Raw genomic sequence first — 21,221 nt, forward strand, 5'->3', positions numbered from 1 at the left:
GTTGACCAGTCTTGGCCTGATGAGAGTGTTGTCAGTTATGCTACATCGCCCGCCATTGCGGTTATCCTTACTTACACTTTACTCCATAAAGTAATGCTAAAGAAAAGTTGTTGAATCAAGCAGTTAGGGAATATCTACTGACGTGCGCTCGTCACAAAAGGAGTGGGTGGCATGTATTGATACATTTGTCAGATGGTTATTGGAAAGACGATCTAATACCATCTACCCAATACGGGTCTTACTCCGTGTGGCCGTTTTAGACCCCGCGGACAAGTAAGAAAATAATAAGAAAAACAGTGGCTTTTGTTTGCCGGGCTCGTACTCCAAACCCCGATCAGCTCCAGTCACTTGTTCTCGCACGTCAATGCTCGCGCATGGACCCAGAGGAGTGAACCTTGAATAACTTCCGCACAGCACTATTGGTGCCCCTGGTTGCAGGCCTTGCTGCTTGTTCATCAGGTGGCTCAGATGGCGATGATCCACGAGTCCCGGATCCGGTTGATGGTGGTGGTCAGGCGCCCGTTGCGCTTGATTTCTCGTCGACGCCCGAGGGGAACCCGGTAGAGGAAGAGCGCTGGGAATACCAGATTGAAACCAGTCTGGCTGACAGCGACTTCCTGACCTACAGCCTTGTCAGTGGCCCTGATTCTATGACCATCTCAGAAGATGGCCTGGTGCAGTGGACGCCTGATGATGAGGACGGCACCGAGGTTCAGGTGACTGTGCGAGTTGTATACAACGATGGCACGAATACGGCCGATGCTCAGCAGACGTTCGAGCTCAGCGTTACGCCCGTTAACGATAAGCCTGAAATTACTTCGGTAGCTCCCGCGACGGCTGTCGCAGGGTCTCAATTTCAGTATCAGCTGGTGGTTAACGACCCGGATGATGCGAATGATGGAGAGAACCTCAGTTATTCGGTCGATCTGCCTTTCATCTCTAGTCAGACTCCAGAAGAGTATGGGATTTCGATTTCATCGACTGGCCTTCTGACCTGGACCGTCCCGGTGGATGCCTCTTATGCGCTTCGTACCGTCGGTCTGAATATTCGGGTAACCGTCACAGATGGCGAGGAAGACTGGGGAGATGTGCTCCTTGCTACACCGCCTCGTCAGAGCTGGTATCTGAAAGTTGTCGATGCAAATACGCCTCCTGAAATTGTGTCTTCGCCTGTGCTTTCAGCGACTGAAGACCTTGCCTACGAATATCAGCTCGTTGCGGAAGACGTCGCTGGTCTGGATGCGCAGGGTAACGACATTCCTGATGATCTCGAGTACACGCTGATCGACGGTCCCGACGACATGACCGTTTCTTCGACAGGTCTTGTCCAGTGGACTCCGACCGAAAATGGTTCATCACCTTACGATGTGAATGTTGTTGTTCAGGTTGAAGATGGTGGAGAGAACGATGCTGAACCCGTACAGCAGTCTTACTCAATCACTGTTACTCCTGTGAACGACGCCCCGGTTATTAACGGTACGCCCGCCGCTGTTGCTGTGCTGGGCGGTACTTATGAATATCAGGTCAGTGTGACCGACCCGGATGATAACAACGACGGCTCTGGCTTAACCTTCAGTCTCGAAGGCCCTGAAGGCATGACCATTTCGCCGACAGGCTTTATCGAGTGGACTCCAGACGTCGAAGGTAGTTTCTCTGTCACTGTTACCGTTGTTGATGGACAGGAAGACGGCCCGGCCGAAGATACTGTTTCATGGACGGTTGAAGTCCGCGATAACAACACTGCGCCGACGATTAATCAGTCTGAACCTGCGATTACGACCACCGAAGATGCAGAGGGTTTTGCAACTCTGACTGCTGCAGATGCAGAAGGTGACGCTCTTGCCTGGAGCATTTCAGAGCAGCCATCAAACGGTGCTGCGATCGTTATCAATGGTGCCGTGACCTACACACCACTTCCGAACTTCAATGGCACTGACTCGTTCACAGTAGTCGTTTCTGATGGAAGTCTCCCTGACTCTGTGGTTGTCGATGTTACGGTTGCGTCTGTGAACGATGCTCCGGTCATTGATCAGAGTGTGGCTGTGATTGAAACCTCAGAAGATGTGGCAGGCTCGGCAACGCTGACCGCCAGTGATGTTGAAGGCGATAGTCTGAACTGGACCGTTTCGACGGGGGCCGAAAACGGCGCAGCTGCCGTTGTAAATGGCGAAATTACCTACACTCCGGATACTGACTTCAGCGGCACTGATTCTTTTGTCGTAGAAGCGTCTGATGGCACTGACAGCGATACCATTACCGTAACGGTAACCGTTGCCGATGTTGCGGATGCACCTGTCATTGATCAGGAAACCGCTTCCATCACCACCGACGAAGATACCGATGGCTCGACTCTGCTGACAGCAACAGATTCAGATGGTGACCCTCTTATCTGGAGCGTGAGTGCTCAGGCCACGAACGGTACCGCTGTCGCATCTGATGGCAACATTACCTATACGCCGGCTGCGAATTTCAACGGCAGCGACTCTTTCACCGTCGAAGTATCTGATGGTGGGTTGACGGATAACGTCGTAGTCGATGTCACTGTGAACTCAGTGAACGACTTGCCTGTGTTTGATGAGATGAATGCTCAAATCAGCACAGATGAAGATGTGCAGGGTGCAGTCAACCTGAGTGCATCGGATGTTGAAAACGATGTTCTGGTCTGGAGTGTGACCGAGCAGGCGGGTAACGGTGTTGCTGCAGTTGCAGATGGCAACGTGACCTACCAGCCAGCGGGTGATTTCTTTGGTTCGGATTCTTTTGTTGTTGCTGTTAACGATGGTGGCGAAAACGTCACTATGGCGGTCAGTGTGACCGTTGCCGCAGTCAATGATGCTCCGGTTATCCTCAGTACAGCACCGACTTCAGCTACGGAGGGTGTTGAGTATCGCTACGCGGTTGACGCCGATGATGTCGATGGTCCGACGCTGGCTTACAGCCTCGCGACTGCACCTGCGGGTATGCAGATTTCCGAGTCTGGCTTGATTACCTGGACGCCAGCAGACGGCATCAGCACCGCCAACGTGATTGTGGCTGTGTCTGATGGCAGTGGCAGTGGCAGTGTCACTCAGTCGTTCACGATTGCAGTGACCGATGTAAACGATGCCCCAGTGATTACCTCGGTGGCTCCAACGTCTGTCATATTGGGTGAGGAATACACCTATACGCCAAGCGCCACCGATGCCGAAAACGACTCCCTGACCTGGAGTCTGACTCAGAAGCCAGCCGGCATGACGATCAATGCAACAACCGGTGCGATCAGCTGGACACCAGCCGAAGCAGGTAGCAGCGGCACTGTGCGTCTGGTCGCCAACGATGGCAACAGTGATTCTGTGGCCCAGGCCTTCGTGATTACTGTGTCTGAGCCAGACAACGAAGCGCCGGTTATCGGTCAGGGCGAAACAGACACGCTGACCACTGATGAAGATACTCAGGGCAGTACTACTCTTACCGCCACCGACGCTAACGGTGACAGCCTGAGCTGGTCAGTATCCAGCCCGGCGAGTAACGGCAGTGCTGCGGTCGTGGGTGGCAATGTCACTTATACGCCAAACGCAAACTTCAATGGCAACGACAGCTTTACCGTTCAGGTGTCTGACGGTTCTCTGACCGATACCATTTTGGTAAACGTGACTGTGAGCGCGGTGAATGATCTGCCAGTTATCGCACAAGGTACGGGAACGGCGCTGACCACCTCAGAAAATACCGCAACGGGCGTGACTCTGAGCGCGTCTGATGTCGATGGCGATAGCCTGAGCTGGTCGATCAGTACTGCTGCTTCTGATGGCTCGGCAAGTGTAACGGCTGGCAATGTCAGCTACACCCCGAATGCCGGTTTCAATGGCAATGACAGCTTCACTGTTCAGGTCTTTGATGGCACGGCACCAGTCAGCTTCGTTGTAAATGTCGAAGTGACTGCGGTGAACGATGCGCCTGTGATTGATCAGGAAACGGCCTCTGTTTCGACGTCAGAAGACACTCAGGGCACGACTGCTCTGACGGCTACCGATATTGATAGCGCCAGCCTGAGCTGGACCGTTTCACTTGCCGCAAGCCATGGTTCGGCGGCTGTGTCCGATGGCAACGTCACCTACACCCCGAATGAAAACTTTAATGGCAGCGACAGCTTCACCGTTCAGGTGTCTGATGGTGAGTTGAGCGACAGCATTGAGGTCAGCGTGACCGTAACCGCGGTGAATGACGCGCCAGTATTTGCTAATGCCGCGTCTACGTCGGCGGTGGAAGGCAGTGAATACAGCTACCAGGCCGTTATCACTGACCCGGATGATGCCAATAACGGTACGGATCTGACCTTCACTCTGGATCAGGGGTCGATTGATGCGGGCCTGACTGTATCTGGCACCGGTCTGGTGACCTGGACGCCAGATAACGGCGTGACCTCAACCTCGGTGTCACTGAGCGTAGCGGATGGTGGTGAAGACGGAGCGTCTGCGGCGGTTCAGAACTGGACCATCACCGTCGGCAGCGTGAACGACGCCCCTGTGATTACCTCCGAAGCGCCAACGACAGCGACTGAAGGGGTGGAATACCAGTACTCGATTCAGGTGAATGATCCGGACGACGCCAATAACGGCACCGATCTGATCTTTACCCCTGTATTGGTTCCTGAAGGTATGTCGGTATCGAACATGGGCCTGGTGACCTGGACGCCAGCAAACGGTGTTGAATCTGCGAATGTCGAAGTGCAGGTACGCGACGGCGGTGAAAGTGGTGCGCTTCCAGACAGCCAGAGCTGGACCATCACCGTATCTCCGGTGAACGATGCACCTGTTATTGATCAGGGTGAGTCTGCATCTCTGACTACTGATGAAGATATGGTTCAGCAGCTAACTCTGACAGCGACTGACATCGACTCTGAAACACTGACCTGGAGCATCAGCAGTGTGGCAACCAATGGTACCGCTACCGTTGCTGCGGGCTCTGTCAGCTACACGCCAGATGCGGACTTTAACGGCAGCGACAGCTTCACTGTCGAAGTATCAGACGGTGTTGAAGCTGATTCGATTCAGGTGAACGTGACGGTTAACGCAGTGAACGATGCCGCTGTATTCACCTCGACGCCGGTTACCAGCGCGACAGAGGGGCAGTTGTATAGCTATCAAGCTGCTGCTACTGACGTGGATGGCGATACCCTGAACTTCAGTCTGCCCGTGAAACCGGTGGGTATGTCGATCAACAGTACAACGGGTGAAATGACCTGGACGCCAGCCAACGGTGTTGAATCTGCGAACGTGACCGTGCGTGTTAACGATGGTATTACGGATACGAACCAGAGCTTCACGATCACTGTGACTGCGGTGAACAATGCCCCGGATATTACGTCAGTGGCCGTGACCACAGCGACAGAAGGTGAACTGTACAGCTACACCGTGACCGCAAGCGATATCGACAGCTCTGATCTGACTTTCAGCCTGACTTCTGCGCCAGAAGGCATGAGCATTGATGATGAAACAGGAGCGATCAGCTGGACGCCTGCGAACGGTGTGGAGTCTGCGTCAGTGACTGTTGAAGTCTCTGATGGTGAGCTGAGCGATAGTCAGACATTTACTGTCTCTGTATCTGCCGTCAACGACGCACCTGCGATAGATCAGGGGGATTCCACGGCGCTGACAACCGATGAAGACGCGAGCCAGACACTGGCACTGACGGCCACAGACATTGACGGCGACAGCTTGAGCTGGAGCGTTACTTCTGGTGCAGCTAATGGCGAAGCGTCAGTCGATAGCGCTGGCCTGGTAACTTATGTACCAGCGGCCGATTTCAACGGGTCAGATACTTTCACTGTGCAGGTAAGCGACAGCGAGCTGACCGATTCTATTCTGATCAACGTATCGGTAAGTCCGGTGAATGATGCGCCTGTCGTTGCTGAAGGTGATGCAGTCTCAATCACAACGGCTGAAGATACCCAGAAGAGCCTGACGCTGAACGCGACTGATGTTGATGGTGATAGCCTGAGCTGGTCGATAGCTGCGCCTGCTGCAAGTGGTTCAGCGGCTGTATCTGCGGGTGTTGTCAGTTACACGCCAGCTGCCGGATACAACGGTTCTGACAGCTTTACCGTGGCCGTGACCGATGGCACCGATACTGTGACTGTTCAGGTGAATGTCACGGTGACTGCAGAAAACGACGCGCCTGTGATCGATCAGGCTTCTGCGTCGATTTCCACGTCCGAAGACACTCAAGGCAGTGTGACTCTTAGCGCATCCGACCCAGAAGGTACGTCTCTGAACTGGAGCATCACAGGTGTTGCGGCGAATGGTACCGCCTCTGTGAACAGCGCTGGTCTGGTGACCTATGATCCTGCCGCCAACTTCAATGGCAGCGACAGTTTCACTGTCACCGTATCTGACGGCGATCTGAACGACACCCGTGTTGTTAACGTTGTCGTATCAGCAGTCAACGATGCGCCTGAAATCACCGAAGGTGAGACGGCTTCTCTGAGCACCGACGAAGACAACATGGGCAGCGTTACTCTGAATGCTACTGATGTTGAGGGTGACACCATCAACTGGAGTATTGGGTCTCAAGCCAGCGATGGCACTGCGGTTGTGTCAGGTACTGGTACCAGCCAGACCGTGAATTACACACCAGCAGCTGACTTCAATGGCACCGATAGCTTTGTTGTTGCGATCGACGATGGCACAGATACCGATAGCATCATCGTCAATGTGACGGTAGTGGCCGCCAACGACGCGCCAGTTATCACTTCAACCGAAGTAACAACAGCGACAGAAGGCGAGGCCTATCAGTACACAGTAGCTGCTAACGACGTCGATGGCGATGCGCTGACCTTCAGCCTGACAGAAGCACCAGAAGGCATGGTGATCTCTGGAAGCACCATCAACTGGACACCAGAAAACGGTGTTGAGACATCGAACGTGACCGTGACTGTGGCTGACGCTACGGCAGAAGCGACACAAAGCTTCACTATTGTCGTAACTCCGGTTAACGATGCTCCTGCGATTACGTCTTCAGCAGTTACCTCTGCAACCGAAGGCAGTGAGTACACTTACCAGGTAGTCGCAGAAGATATCGACAGCACAGAGCTGACTTATAGTCTGACTGAAGCGCCAGAGGGAATGACAATATCCGGCAATACCATGAGCTGGACACCAGCCAATGGTGCTGAGTCTGCGAATGTGACTGTCGAAGTTTCTGACGGCAGTCTGAGCGATAGCCAGAGCTTTACCATTACGGTTAGCGCAACCAACGATGCGCCTGAAATTGATCAGGGTGCCGTTACTGTGCTGACAACAGATGAAGACACCTCGACAACACTGAATCTGACCGCGACTGACGTAGACAGCGAAAGCCTGACCTGGCGCATCAGTGCTGCGTCAGAAAATGGCAGCGCGAGCGTTGATGCTTCGGGCGTCGTCAGCTACGAACCAGCCGCTGACTTTAACGGCAGCGATAGCTTCGAAGTAGAGGTCAGCGATAGCGAACTGACGGATAGCATCGTCGTTAGCGTAACGGTTAATCCGGTTGCCGATGCGCCAGTGATTGCCGAAGGCGCGAGTGCTTCACGTACCACCAACGAAGATCAGCCACTGACCTTTGCGTTGAACGCCAGCGATGTCGACAGCGCGACGATCAACTGGAGCATCAGTGGTGCAGCCAGCAACGGTTCTGCGACGGTTTCAGGTACGGGTACGACTCAATCTGTGAACTATGTGCCGAATCAGAACTTCAATGGTACTGACAGCTTTGTTGTGCAGGTATCGGACGGTTCGCTGAACAGCACGATCGCAGTGACAGTGACGGTGAATGCAGTCAACGACCTGCCAGAGATCACGTCTATAGCACCTGTGGTTGCAACGGAAGGTGAGCTCTATACGTATCTGCCAACGGCGACCGATGTAGAAGGTGACGCTCTGACCTGGAACGTAGGTACCGCGCCTGCGTCTATGACAGTGAACTCAGCGACCGGTGAACTGAACTGGACGCCGGCTGAAGGTGTAACTTCTGCGGATGTGACTCTGCTGGTCAACGACGGTGGAGCTAACGTGACTCAGGCCTTCACCATTACTGTGACGGCAGTGAATAACGCACCAGTGATCACTCAGGGTGAAAGCACCAGCGTGACCATGTCAGAAGACGGCGCACCAACACCGTTTACCCTGGTGCTGAATGCGACCGACAGCGACCACGCTGGCTCTGAACTGAGTTGGTCAGTGAGTTCGGCTGCTACCAACGGTACTGCGACTGTGTCGGGCACTGGCCTGAGTAAGACGGTGAACTACACCCCGGATACTGGCTTCTCAGGAGCTGACAGCTTCACTGTTCAGGTCACTGATGGTGAACTGACGGACAGTATTGTGGTGAACGTCACTGTGCAGGCAGTGAACGCTGCACCTGTGATTGATCAGGGCGATACCACCACCATGACACTGGATGAAGACGGTAGTCAGACTCTGTCTCTGAGTGCAACTGACAGTGACGGTGATTCACTGACCTGGAGCGTCACTTCCTCTGCCAGCAATGGTGGTGTGAATGTCGATAGCAATGGTCTGGTGACGTATGTCCCTGTTGCTGACTTCTACGGCAATGACACCTTCACGGTTCAGGTCTCTGACAGCGAACTGACTGACAGCATTACCGTCAGTGTGACTGTGAATTCAGTCAACGACGCACCGATCATTGCCGAAGGTGCATCAGTGACGCTTGAAGTGAATGAAGACAGCTCTGATTCTGTGACCTTTACAGCATCGGATGCGGATGGCGACCCTCTTACCTGGTCTATCTCTTCCGGAGCGGTAGAAGGCATCGTGACTCAGACCGGTTCTGAATTCAGCTATGCGCCTGCAGCAGACTTCAACGGCAGTGACAGCTTCGTAGTGCAGGTCAGTGACGGTACGGCAACGGGCATCAGCACAGTCAATGTGACAGTGATCGCAGTGAATGATGCGCCGGTTGTCACCTCTTCGCCTGTGACTACGGCTAATGAGTATCAGGTCTATGCCTACGATGTAGCGGCCTCTGACGCTGAGGACGATGCGGTAAGCTACTCGCTGACAAATCCTCCGACTGGCATGGTGATCAGTAGCGCAGGTGAAATCCGCTGGATTCCGGAATCCGCAGGTACTTACAGCGTGGTTGTGAATGCGACTGACGGCTCTGATGCTGGGACACAAAGCTTTGATATCACCGTCAATGCCGAGCCTGCTGTTGCTGGCCGCGCAGTGAAAGGTGTGCTGGCTAATGCGCCAGTGGAAGCTGCCGTGTACGCAGGTCTGGATGCCGAAGGCGAGCACAGCTGGAATGTGATTGGCACCACCACGACGGACGCCAATGGTTACTTCGGATTTAACCTGGGTACCCAGTCCGCGCCGGTACGTGTACGTGTCACAACCGATGCAGAGACCACCATGGTGTGTGATACGCCGAGTGGCTGTCTGGTATCACCGCCTGCTAACTTTGGTGAAAGCGGTACACCGGCTGCGGGTATGATTCTGGATACCATTGTGTCGGGTGCTGATTTTGCTGGCCCAGTAGCGGTTACTCCGATGACACACATGGCTGCGACCTGGCTGCAAGCCTTCCCGCAGGCTCTGGATGACAACAATGTTCTGCTGGCTCACAAGCGTCTTGCCGTCCTGTTTGGCTTTACTGATGACACCTATGTCAGCCAGCGTGTGCCAGACCTGACGGATGCCTTCGAGCGTAACTTTGCACTCAGCAGCGATGAACAGGCTCTGCGCCACGCAATCTTCTCTGCAAGCCTGCAGGAGACGGCCATCGTTGCCAGTCTGCCGATTGATAGCCTGGCGGAGAACATTGGTCTCATCTTTGGTCTGTTGGGTGGCCAGGTGCCGCTGAAATCCGGCGAGCTGGATGTCAGTACGCTGGGTCTGACTGATTCTGATACGGCTGAACCGATCACTACAATCAGCTATACCGGCTTCGACACGTTTGTTGCCAGTGCAGAGACTGTAGGGCAGTTCATCAATGACGGTAGCCTCGACAGCATGGTCGCTGGTTTCGGAAACCTGGTGACCGATTGGTCGCCAGAGCTGGCGGACCCATCGATCTGTCTGGTTACTGACAATCCGGAACTGGATCGTACAGAGTGTCGTAACGTCACTACTATTGGTGAGGCTACTGGCTACGATGCAGCGAACTTCGCACGTGCACTAGCACCAATCGATGTAGCTGGCGGGTATCTGGACGATGCGCAGGCCGCTGAGCTGGCGAACGGTAATACCGTGAACCGTGATCTGGGTTGGTTGTATGTTGATGCGACGGCTCAGGAAAATACTGCGAACATGCTGTCGGCCTTCAGTGAGGTTCTATCGGCTGGATTGCAAGGTGCAGCCTGCGTGCCTTTGAAGAATAACTTTCAAAGTTGTAACCTGACCCCATCAGAGAAATTTTCTGGGATAACTGTTGATTACAACAAGACTGGCTTTTTTGGCAGTGATGACTGTAGCGGTAGTAGTGATACTTGTAAGATCGACATTACGGGACAAGCACTAGGCCAGTCATTTAGCTTCCAAAATATAGTAGTTCCAGATATTCGTAATCTATTGGGGGGCTCGACTGGTGGAGACTTTGATCCTGATACAGGTTTGACTATTTGTTTCACCGGTACCATCACGAACTCTACTGCACAGATGTCTCTGAATAACTTCTGTCTTGAGCTGAACATTTCAGAGAGCCCAGATTCTGTGGTCGCACCTTTCCAAACCTTTAGCGCTCTGGAATATGCGCAACTTCAAAATGAGGGGTCGGCGACGAATACCGCACTGCAGAACCTTCTGGAAGTTATTGTATTGAAGGTAAGAGGCTACGGCTCAGGCCTGAGTATTTCTAGCCAGTCCGATTTGGGAACGTACAGTATGACGGGGCTAGATATGTTCTTCGTCTTTGATCGTGAGAGTCTGGTTGACCTGAATAAAGGCACACCAGTGTTTGAGTTTGAGGTCTCTTCGTTTAATCGTTCAAACCTATGGGGGGAAACAGTATCTTCCCCTAGCGGACCGATGTTTAACCTGAAGATCGATGATACGAGTACGCTGACTGGAACCAAATTGATTAACAACTTGGGTGTTCCACCTGTGCTCAGTAATACGGATGCGGTTGTCAGTGGTTTAGGGCCAGTAGTTGATATCGCGAAGGAGTATGCTTTAAGCCTCATCGATTCAACAGTAGTTGTAACTGAGCGTACACCAGAAGAGTGGGATGCGATCATCGCTGAGGTTGAAGCGAATCTGGCCTATAACGGCACGATTAACACGACGATTCAGGACCCATCGGTTGGCGACCGCACCTACATCGCAACACTGACGCCAGAAGGCAATGTGTTCATCAGTCAGGAGAACAGCACAGCGAATGCTATGCAGCTCTACCTGTCGGGTGCGACGGGCTACATCTATGCTGACGAAACGCTGGTGGCGACTGCTCACCTGGGTAACAGTCAGGATGGTATGTTGCTGAGCTTTGTTGACGGTACTCAGCGTAGCTACACGAACGCTAACCCGAATCTATCGGGACAGTTGGATAGCTTCCTCGAGTTCCTGCAGGTTCTGGTTCCACCGGCTGAAGAAACAGCGCCTTAACCGGCGCTGGTTTAAGCAACAACGAAAAGGCCACGCTATGCGTGGCCTTTTTTATGCGGCGATCGTTATGGGCACTCGGGGTCTCCTGGGCATATCATGCCTGGTCCGGGGTCAAGTGGATCAAGGCCCGTTCCGGGGCCTATCGGATCGAGTGGATCTCCCCCTGGGTTCGTTGGCAATCCGGAGCCCGTGCCTGGTTCCTGTGGTTCTGTTATAGGTGGTTCTGTTATTGGTGGTTCTGTCACCGGCGGTTCAGGGTCAGTGACAGGTTCTTCCGGTTGAGGCTCTGGCTGAGTTGGCGCCGCAGCAGGTTGTTCCGGAGTGAAGGCCGGGTCAAACTCATCTGGCAGACCAAAACGCGTTTCCATACGCTCAATAATACGTTGAACCTGAAGGTCGTCGATGTACTGCTGAGACTCCCGGCGACTTTGCTGGCGGCTCTCGTCCGATGCCTTGCGGTTGCTGTTCTTCTCAGCCCTGTTATCAGCTGGGTCATCTGCTGTGACGTTACTCAGCGTACTTTCACTCTGTTCCGAGTCATCTTCCGCACTGGTTTGTGGCCGTTCAAACGTTAATGGCGGTGCAAAGAAGAAAACCGGCGGCATGCCTTCCGCAGCGATGACGCTTCCTTCTGGTTGATCTACAGTAATGCTCTGTCCTTCAGCGGTGACAACAAAGGTGCCCGTCGGAATTGAAGAGTAGGGGCCGGGGCCCATCAGAGATGAGTAGCTCAGCGGCCCAGAATCGGGCGGCAGCTGAATATCAGGAAAATGCATGGAGACCTGGTCGGGCGAGAGTATGGCTGTTACGCCCATCGTTCCCAGCACCGCAACTTCTGTTGACGGTTGCAGGATTCTGAAGGCGCTCAGGCTGCCATCTGCAATACGGCCAGTGGCGAATTTCAGTTGTCCTGATTCCTGAGTAATCTGCAAATTACCGCTATTTTTATGCGCATCATACTCGAACTTATCCAGAGAAATTACCGAGCCTTCACCGAAGGTAAATGTGCTTTCGTCTCTCAGCAACAACTGAAACAGCTGGCCACTGCCGGATTCAATGCGATCCCCTGGAAAGATAGGCTCACCACTATTTGCTGTCAGGCTTTGATCGTTACGGTAGACGGTCACCGAACCTTTCAGACCGGCCAGCACACCAGCCTCCTGTGCGTGGGCATGAATTGCTGCAGCCAACGCAGTCAGCGTCAGTAAGGCGCTACCGAGGCGCTTACGTGATTGAACATGTCTGTTCATTGCGATACTCGTCGTCATTACAGGGCCCTCAAAGACTGAACAGTTTTGTGACCGACGCCGACCAGCGGGTATTACGGTACTCGTAGTTTGAAATATCAGCGCGATTCAATTGGCGCTCACCGCTGATGGTCAGATCCATATTATCGATCAACTCGATGGGCAGTGTCACAGCGAGCGATGCGAACAAAGGTTTGCTGCGCCTCACGAGTGATGGATCGCCGGTGACAAACTCCGATGAACCTGAGTAACGCGTTCGACTCTGGCTGACAAATGCGGCGATCGATTGTCCGGCGCTGGCTGTCCAGCGGTAGCTCATGCTGGTGGACCAGTTGGTATAGCTGGAAGCCTCGATGCGAGCTTCTTTTGTGCTATAGCCCAATGCCATGTAGAGGTTGTGAACCTTATCGAAGGTCAGCGATCCTGCGACTTTTGAGTAATATCGTTTCCCAGAGCTGCCACTGGCGCCCGGGGCGATGTAGTTATCTGACGACACGCCTGTGCTCAGACGGGTATTTATATAGAGATTCAGATCCTTGAGATCCCAGGCGTAAGAAGAGCTGATGCTCCCCCCATGACTGCGTAACAGACCCTCTCCATACAGAGACTGGTGTTGCGCGTTACCCGAGATGGTCAGGTTGAGGCCATCAAAGTCAAAGCGATTTCCGAGCGTGCCGTACCAACTTGAGAAATCGAGAGAATCCTGTGTGGCGAAGTTATCACGAGTGTATTGAAGTGATGCAATCGCGGCGTGCTGGCGGTAATCACCCCACGCATAGTCCAGATCATAACTGAGGTTGAACTCGGTACCGTATTCCTCAACCTTCTTTTGTGGAAAGTCGAACTCGTAGCCGTAAAACAGAATGGTATCGTCGTCAGGTGCGTTGTTGATGTTGTTATCGTGATGCCCCGTGACTGACACTGAGAGAGTCTGGGTCGCGCGCTGATCGAGCTCATCTATTCTGCGCAGGTAATCAAGAACCAACCACTCATCGCTCTGAGGAAGAGGGCGGGAACGTACCTCTTCGAACTCTTCCCGGGCCTCTACCATCATGTCAGAGTGATAGAGCAGACTTGCATAAATGATTCTCGCGCGGTTCTGATGGGGCTCAAGCAGAAGAATTCGCTCGACGACCGGAATAGCAGACTTAATGTCGCCCTCGTCGATTTTCTGTTGAAGATAACAGTAGTTGAGCGCCAGATCATCGGGCTTACTGTAGATATCGCTGAAGCTGATACCTGTCTGACAATCGCCTTGCCGGGCGGGCGTCGAAGAAGAGGAGTCGGCGACAGCCGCAGAGCTGGCCAGCAAAGTAGAAAGTAAAATGACGTACCGCACGTTCCTGCACTCGTAGAAATCCTGAGCACGGATTGTACGCCATATGCGCCACCATGTATGCCCATTGGCGCATGTAGAAGTGCCTGTTGGCAGTATATCAGGCTGTCAGTATTGACCTTTCTTCGTCAACCGGCTTGCTTCAGTCGGGCTTTCAGGTCTGAGCAGGCTTGTTGAAATCTCTCAAGTTTGTGTTGCTCTTTCTCTATCATGGCAGCGGGTACACGGGACAGAAAACCATCGTTCTGAAGCTTGTTGCTGATTTTGTGAATCTCTTCTTCAAGTTTCGATACTTCTTCCCGGATCTTGTCGACATTGTCTGTGTTAAGCGCCTGTTCGCTCATTTCAAAATTACCTCCGTGTGAGCCGGACCCCATAGTCCTGCTTGCGTGGTTCATCTGTAAGTATAGACAATAATTTCATGTTTGCCTGAAAGGCCATTTTTTAACGGGCAGGAACTCTTAGATATTTTTCCGTTCGTATTTATACGGAGGCCGTAAAACGCAGAGGTGTGATGCTGTTTTTTCGGATTTGGGTACTAACACAACGATATATTACGAGGTGATAACCATGGACATTTCAGCACTACTTGTTTTTCTGTTAATCGGCGCACTTGCTGGCTGGCTTGGTGGTGTCATTACTAAAGGCGGTGGTTACGGTCTGCTAGGTGACATTGTGATAGGCATTTTGGGTGCGGTTGTCGGCGGCTACGTCTTCTCAGTTGCCGGTGTATCTGCAGGCGGCTTCATAGGCTCTGTTATCACGGCTACGGTTGGCGCTGTGATTCTGATTTTTCTGGTGCGATTGCTCAAACGAGCGTGAGTGTTTGAACACCAGTGAGAGTGAAGAAGCCCCGCATTGCGGGGCTTTTTCATGCGACCGGCTTTTAAGCAACCTCTGCTATTTCAGCTTTTGCTTTCTCCGCTTTTGTTTCATCCAGCATCAGGCCACTGCTGTCGATGAAAGTGACGTCGGTCATTCCCATGAAGGCCAGGATGTATTTCAGCCAACCACTAACGAAATCGTTTTCAGCCCCTAAGACTGTTCCGCCTGACGTCATGACTACATAGACTTTTTTGCCAGTAACAAGCCCTTCAGGGCCTGACTCGGTGTAGCGGAACGTTTCCCGGGCACGAGCAACCATATCGATCCAGGCCTTCAGAGCAGCCGGTACATGGAAGTTATAGACGGGTGCAGTAATAACGACGGTATCAGCTTCACGCAGCTCATTAACCAGCTCGTCTGACGTTGCCAGAGATGTCTTCTGCTCATCACTGCGGTCAGCTGGATCTGTGAAGTTCGAACCAATCCAGTTTTCATTGATAAGCTCAATGCCGTTCGCCAGATCACGTTCGGTAACCTGTGTACTGCCGTCAGACAGTCGTTCAACCAGTTTGTCCGCGAGATTACGACTAATTGAACCTTCCGTTCTCATACTGCTGTCTACGCGAAGAATATGTGTCATACCGATCTCCTGTGTTTTGTAAGGATGCTTTTAACTATTCAACGGTAGATACGATAAACATTTCTTAACTATGGAAAAATACTCTATGATTGAAAATATTATTCTGAAAAGTAGAAAAATTGATAGGTCTGCAATATCCAGGGCGATGAATCGTAGGGGCTTGTCAGAGAAGAGAGCGACAGATGAGTGAACTGGAAGAAGTACGGGTCTTCGTCACACTGGTAGAGTGCCACAGTGCATCAAAAGCGGCAGAACGCCTTGGTGTTGCAAACTCGGCGATCAGTCGACGTATGAAGGCTCTGGAAGAAAGGCTGGGGGTGCAACTACTGCAACGTACCACCCGGACTATGCATCTGACCGATGACGGTCAGCTGTATTATGACCGCTGCCGTAAGCTACTGGACGACTGGAATGATGCAGAACAGGAGGTGATGCAATCGGCCACGTTACTGAGCGGCAATATCACGGTATCCATGCCTCTCAGCCTTGGCATTTCCCAACTTTCACCGATCATCGCTGACTTCATGAGTGAACACCCCGGGGTGACGGTCAATTTCGATCTGTCTGACCGTCGGGTTGACGTTATTGAAGATGGCTTTGATCTTGTCTTTCGCATTGGCCACCTTGAAGATTCGACCCTGATCGCCCGCAAGGTTACACGGGTGAGGCATATGGTGTACTGCTCACCGGATTTCGTGGAAAAGTACGGGCCGTTTAATACCCCGGATGATCTTCACGACGTACCGGTTTTTGGATACAGCAACCTGCGGTATCCCGGACGCTGGCCATACACATCACCAGATGGAAAAACAGGGGAGATTCGTCTTTCACCGGGTACGTTATCGAATAATGGCGAAGCATTAATTGCTGCCGCTGAACGAGGACTGGGAGCCGGTTGCCAGCCAACATTCACTTTGCAGGAAGCCTTCTCAAGCGGACGTCTAATTCCGGTGCTGACCGACTATAAATGGTTTGGGATGAACCTTTACGCTGTGTATCCCCGGGCTCGTCATTTATCGCGGCGGGTACGTGCTTTGATCGACTATGTCATTGAGCGCCTCGGCAAAGAACCTTACTGGGATAAATGTATTGATGAGTTGTGATACTTATACGGATAGTTGGTGTCATAGTTAAAAACACGGGTAGTTTTATGTCCAAGCGCAGGCGACAAAGGAAATATAATGTTCAGTAAATGGCAGTGGTTACTTATCAGGTTCACTCATAAATTGTGGGTGAGAGCGGCGCTGTTTGCGATCATGGCGATAGTCACTGCATTGATCGCCGCACCAGTAGAGCGATTGCTGCCCGACGCTCTGTCGTTTCAGATTTCGGTCGCCACGATTGATCAGATACTCAGTATTCTGGCAACCAGTATGCTGACGGTGACGACGTTTTCATTGGGGGTGATGGTTTCTGCATTTAGTGCTGCCAGTACAGGAACCACGCCCAGAGCAACGCAACTGGTGCGCGAAGACACGATTACACAAAATGTACTCGCTACTTTTCTCGGAGCATTTCTTTTCAGTCTGGTAGGCATCATTGCGCTCAATACCGGTGTGTATGGTGAAGGCGGACGTCTGGTTTTGTTTGCTGCCACCTTACTTGTGATTGGCATCATCCTGATAGCGATACTTCACTGGATTGAGCACTTGTCTGTACTTGGGCGAGTGACAGAAACCACTGAACAGGTTGAAGTCGCGGCAGCTAATGCTTTGAAAGCTCGTGTAGAGAATCCACATCTTGGAGCGCGCTGTCTGCCAGAAGGCTGGGAGCCTCCCAACGACGGATTTATAGTTAAATCCGAATCTACCGGGTATATCTGCCACGTGGATATCGCAAATTTGCAAGAAACTGCAGAAGAGCTTGAATTAACGATCAATGTTCTGGCGCCGCCCGGTAGTTTTGTTTTTCCCGGGAAGCCTATGGCTTGTATTGAATTTCAAAAGAAAGGAAGTTTAAACAGCGAGCAGGAAACGAAGCTGATAAACAGTGTTACAGCAGCGTATACCACCGGAAAAACCCGCTCGTTTGAGCAGGACCCCAGGTTTGGTTTAATCGTTCTCTCAGAAATTGCGAGTAGAGCATTGTCTCCGGCAGTGAATGATCCAGGTACTGCAATTGATGTGTTGGGAAGGGCGGTCAGACTTTTCTGTATCTGGCGTGAGCATCGCATATTAAAAGACGATGACGAGTCAATCTGTTTCCCTTTGGTGCGTGTCCCCGCATTGAAAACATCCGATCTGATCGAAGATTTATTTATGCCAGTTGCCCGTGACGGTGCGGGGTTAATTGAAATTCAGATACGCGTTCAGAAATCTATGGCGGCTCTCGGAGATATGGCTCCCGAGGCCTATAGTGATGTCATGGCCCACTATGCGGCGCTTGCAGTAAAACGAGCCAGTCAAAGCCTGGCTCTCGAAGAGGAAGTCGAACAGCTTAAAGCAGTTCAGTGCGAACGGAAACGCCGTTAGTGGCTTTGCGTGTACCACGGCCAACCGTGTCTGCTTTCTCCTGCGTTTCGGCATTGACGTCGGTGCTTTGATTTGTGCTTGCGTTATTTCCAAGGGCTTCTTCAGGGGGAATGGACGCTGTCTCAATGACTTCGCTGTGATCAACAACTAGTTTGTCGGCAATAATATCAACAACGCGTTCGTTATTAGTTTCCACTTTTTTATCGTCGCTCATGCTTCTTCCTTAACGGGAGTTGGGGTTCAGGGTAATCCTTATTCTGCATATAAGGTTGGTGATTAGCAAAGCCATAAAATGGATGCCGTTATCGGTGACTGCTCTCGCGAGTTAGCGGTAAATCCGCTGAGCCCACTCAGTCAGCCCCGACACTACACTGCCAAAGTGATCACCATCCAATAGTGGTACTTCACCAAAGACGTTTTTGACCGCATTTGTGATCACGGGAGACTTTGCACTTCCGCCGGTGACGAAAATAAGATCAGGTGAGACTCCAGCCTGGTCTTTAGCCTCTTTCATTAGCGCAATAATTTTTTCAAGTGGACGCTCGATTGCCTCGGCAAGTTCGGTTCGGTTGATATCCGTGCTGAGCGATTTTTCGACGAACTCGAGATTCACTGATGTCATTTCAGCATTGGACAAGGAAATCTTTGCCTCTTCCGCATGGCGAACCAATTGCTGATTCTGCTTGTTTTTACGCAGTCGCAGTAAGCGACCGATCAGCTCGGGTTCGGCACAATCGTGCTGAAGTTGCTCGAGATATAGCCCGGTTTCCAGGCTACTGAAGCGAGTCAGAGCTGAAACATCGTTAGTCGACACCGCATCAATAAAGGTTTTTGTCGGCATTGGCTTGCCACTTTTGAGCGCGGCATTCATGCCAAATAGTGGCATCAGAGACTCCGTTGCCAGGCGGATATCGAGGTCGTTTCCGCCGACCCGCTCGCCCGTATGTCCAAGAAAATCCGCAGCACGATCTGCTTTCTGAATATGATCCGGTCCCATTCGCACCATTGCACAGTCACTGGTACCACCGCCAATATCAACAACCAGAACGGTTCTATTCTCACTGAGCTGGCGTTCAAAGCTTAAGCCAGCCGCAATCGGCTCATACTGAAATTCGATATCTTTAAAGCCGCTACGTCGTGCTGCAGTTTCGAGAATAGATAATGCTTGTCGGTTACTTTGCTCTGAATTCAGGCCCTGAAAATTCACCGGGCGTCCAATAACGGTTTGAGTCAGAGTGTCGCCAGCAGAGACTTCTGCGCGGTGTTTGATCGTCTGCATCATGGCCGTGACGATATCTTCGAAGAAGCCCACAAACTCAGGGCGAAGCCCGCTGGCACCTAAAAAGGATTTTGGGGATTTAACGAAGTAGCCTTCTTCCGGATCGGCGAAATACTCTTTGAACGCCGCATGACCGACGAACATTACATCATCATCCGCGTGAAGGTCGAGTTCATTACGAGCTCTGAGGGCCATCTGCAACTGGGGTTTGCGTGATGCGATAAAAGCTTCACGATCAGACGTCAGTCCATGACTTACCTGCTCAGTTATAAGCTCACGGGCCATCGCATATAGGGCTGAGGGCATAAAAGTACGCTCGCCATCGACCGGCAATAAACGTATCTCGCCATCCTGTTGCACGCCAATAGCGCAGTTGGAAGTGCCGTAGTCGAAACCGCAGATCATGGAGCAACTCTCTTCAAAAGCGGGAAGGTACCATAGATTGGCTATTGTTTTCAGCTGGCTGTCAGATTGGTCATGATGTTAACGATAAAAGACGAGCATGAGGGTATGATGTAAACCGATTGTGTGAGTAATGTAGGGACATATTGTCGTGCTGAAATCATTGTTAATTCTATCTTCTCTTTTTCTTGCCGTTGGTCTTACCGTCTTTGCTTGGTTTGCTTTTACATTTTTCAAAGCATGGAATGGTGATGGTTACACCGCAGTCGATAAGGCGGTAAGTGATCAGTACTATACGAAAGAAAATCAGCTGTACTTTGTCTCTATGGGTAACTTCTTCTCGTTGGGGGCTAAGAAAATCGAAGGGGCTGATATATCCTCTTTTCAGATTCTCACTACAGAATATGCTCGGGACCTTCAACATATTTACTTCAACGGAAAAGTAGTCGACTCCGTTGATCTGGAAAGTTTTCAGATACTGTCCCAGGTTTACGCCAAAGATAAGAATTCAGTATACATACTGGGAAAAAGTGAACCTCGTGCTGATCTCCAGACATTTGAGGTTTTTGGCGATAGCTACTATGCCAAAGATAAAAATACGGGTTGGTATTTCTATGGCATGGTAGAGGAGGCTGACCCTCATTCATTTAAAGCACTAGCCGACCCTGTAGAGGGTGTAGATCATAGTAATAGTTTCCTTAGAGGTCACCTGGCCGATGATTCCTAAATATGATGCTGTCACTGTCGAATAGGTAGAATAATGAAACAATCAGTATTCGCTAGAGAAGAATTACATCTTTCCTGGAATCGTTGCTGGTCAGGTATTGGAGCTAGTGGGGATGGGGAAGCGTTAAGACACGACTTAATAGCTGCCTGGAATGAGCCTCAGCGCAAATACCACACCGAACAACACCTGTGCGAATGCCTGGCATTGTTTGAAGAGTTTCAGCATCTGGCTGCCAACCCACACGAAGTTGAACTGGCAATCTGGTTTCATGATGCTGTGTACGACGTTAAAGCCAAAGACAATGAGTTGAAAAGCGCAGAGTGGGCACGAACTGCATTAGAGGAGGCAGGCGTCAGCAAAGAAAAAAGCCAGCGGATTTATGACCTCATTATGGCAACTGAACACAGTGCGATGGATGAGCTAGATACGCCAGATAAGCAGCTTCTTGTCGATATCGATCTTGCGATTTTAGGTAGTGAACCTGCAAGGTTTTCTGAATACGAGAAGCAGGTGAGAGAAGAGTACAGCTATGTCCCTAACTTTCTTTTTCGCATCAAGCGAAGGCAGATATTACGGTCTTTTTTGGATCGGCAGCCCATCTACAGTACTCCCGAGTTACAAGCGCGCTTCGAATCACAAGCCAGGATAAATCTATCGGGCTGAGTAGTCTTCGTTAGCGTAAGATTGCAAAAGAAAAAGCAAAAACAAAAGAACG

Annotated in this window: 12 protein-coding genes; 6 read left to right on the forward strand and 6 right to left on the reverse strand. The window is 51.6% G+C overall.

What is annotated here, in order from left to right; translation table 11 throughout:
- Window positions 1-395: 395 nt before the first annotated feature.
- Entirely contained in the window at window positions 396-11,579 is an 11,184-nt protein-coding gene (locus B3007_RS04100; RefSeq protein WP_301378373.1) for a tandem-95 repeat protein, read from the forward strand.
- Window positions 11,580-11,644: 65 nt separating this feature from the next.
- Here the strand turns inward: B3007_RS04100 and B3007_RS04105 are convergent, their stop codons facing one another.
- The 3 genes from B3007_RS04105 to B3007_RS04115 all read right to left on the reverse strand — a co-directional run bounded on the left by B3007_RS04105 (window position 11,645) and on the right by B3007_RS04115 (window position 14,506).
- Entirely contained in the window at window positions 11,645-12,847 is a 1,203-nt protein-coding gene (locus B3007_RS04105; protein WP_301392214.1) for a FecR domain-containing protein, read from the reverse strand.
- 10 nt (window positions 12,848-12,857) lie between these two features.
- Window positions 12,858-14,165, reverse strand: coding sequence for a hypothetical protein (locus B3007_RS04110; RefSeq protein ID WP_301378376.1), 1,308 nt, complete (start codon window positions 14,163-14,165; stop codon window positions 12,858-12,860).
- A 125-nt stretch (window positions 14,166-14,290) separates the two neighbouring features.
- Entirely contained in the window at window positions 14,291-14,506 is a 216-nt protein-coding gene (locus B3007_RS04115; protein WP_301378378.1) for a hypothetical protein, read from the reverse strand.
- A 226-nt stretch (window positions 14,507-14,732) separates the two neighbouring features.
- On the opposite strand from B3007_RS04115, the gene B3007_RS04120 reads away from it, so the two are divergent.
- Window positions 14,733-14,984, forward strand: a complete 252-nt coding sequence (locus tag B3007_RS04120) for a GlsB/YeaQ/YmgE family stress response membrane protein (protein ID WP_301378379.1) — start codon at window positions 14,733-14,735, stop codon at window positions 14,982-14,984.
- A gap of 64 nt (window positions 14,985-15,048) precedes the next feature.
- Here B3007_RS04120 and B3007_RS04125 read toward each other — a convergent pair whose 3' ends face one another.
- A complete protein-coding gene (locus B3007_RS04125) occupies window positions 15,049-15,627 on the reverse strand; it encodes an FMN-dependent NADH-azoreductase (RefSeq protein WP_301378380.1) in 579 nt (192 codons plus the stop codon).
- A 182-nt stretch (window positions 15,628-15,809) separates the two neighbouring features.
- Here B3007_RS04125 and B3007_RS04130 point away from each other — a divergent pair, with 182 nt between their 5' ends.
- Both B3007_RS04130 and B3007_RS04135 read left to right on the forward strand, forming a co-directional pair.
- The gene (locus tag B3007_RS04130) at window positions 15,810-16,730 is read left to right on the forward strand and encodes a LysR family transcriptional regulator (protein ID WP_068443597.1); all 921 of its coding nucleotides are present in this window, start codon (window positions 15,810-15,812) and stop codon (window positions 16,728-16,730) included.
- 78 nt (window positions 16,731-16,808) lie between these two features.
- Window positions 16,809-18,098: a DUF2254 domain-containing protein gene (locus tag B3007_RS04135; RefSeq protein WP_301378382.1), complete on the forward strand. Its 1,290-nt coding sequence runs from the start codon at window positions 16,809-16,811 to the stop codon at window positions 18,096-18,098.
- On the opposite strand, the gene B3007_RS04140 is transcribed toward B3007_RS04135, so the two are convergent.
- Window positions 18,064-18,312, reverse strand: a complete 249-nt coding sequence (locus tag B3007_RS04140) for a hypothetical protein (RefSeq protein ID WP_068438244.1) — start codon at window positions 18,310-18,312, stop codon at window positions 18,064-18,066. The genes B3007_RS04135 and B3007_RS04140 overlap by 35 nt on opposite strands.
- A gap of 111 nt (window positions 18,313-18,423) precedes the next feature.
- Window positions 18,424-19,782: a molecular chaperone gene (gene yegD, locus B3007_RS04145; protein WP_301378384.1), complete on the reverse strand. Its 1,359-nt coding sequence runs from the start codon at window positions 19,780-19,782 to the stop codon at window positions 18,424-18,426.
- 148 nt (window positions 19,783-19,930) lie between these two features.
- Between yegD and B3007_RS04150 the strand changes: the two genes are divergently transcribed.
- Both B3007_RS04150 and B3007_RS04155 read left to right on the forward strand, forming a co-directional pair.
- Window positions 19,931-20,506 carry a DKNYY domain-containing protein gene (locus B3007_RS04150; protein ID WP_301378385.1) on the forward strand — a complete coding sequence of 192 codons (576 nt, stop codon included), beginning with the start codon at window positions 19,931-19,933 and terminating at the stop codon, window positions 20,504-20,506.
- Window positions 20,507-20,539: 33 nt separating this feature from the next.
- Window positions 20,540-21,169: a hypothetical protein gene (locus B3007_RS04155; RefSeq protein WP_301378387.1), complete on the forward strand. Its 630-nt coding sequence runs from the start codon at window positions 20,540-20,542 to the stop codon at window positions 21,167-21,169.
- Window positions 21,170-21,221 lie beyond the last annotated feature (52 nt).

The organism is Thalassolituus sp. UBA675 (assembly GCF_002297765.1).
In the GTDB taxonomy this organism is placed as follows: domain Bacteria; phylum Pseudomonadota; class Gammaproteobacteria; order Pseudomonadales; family Oceanobacteraceae; genus Thalassolituus.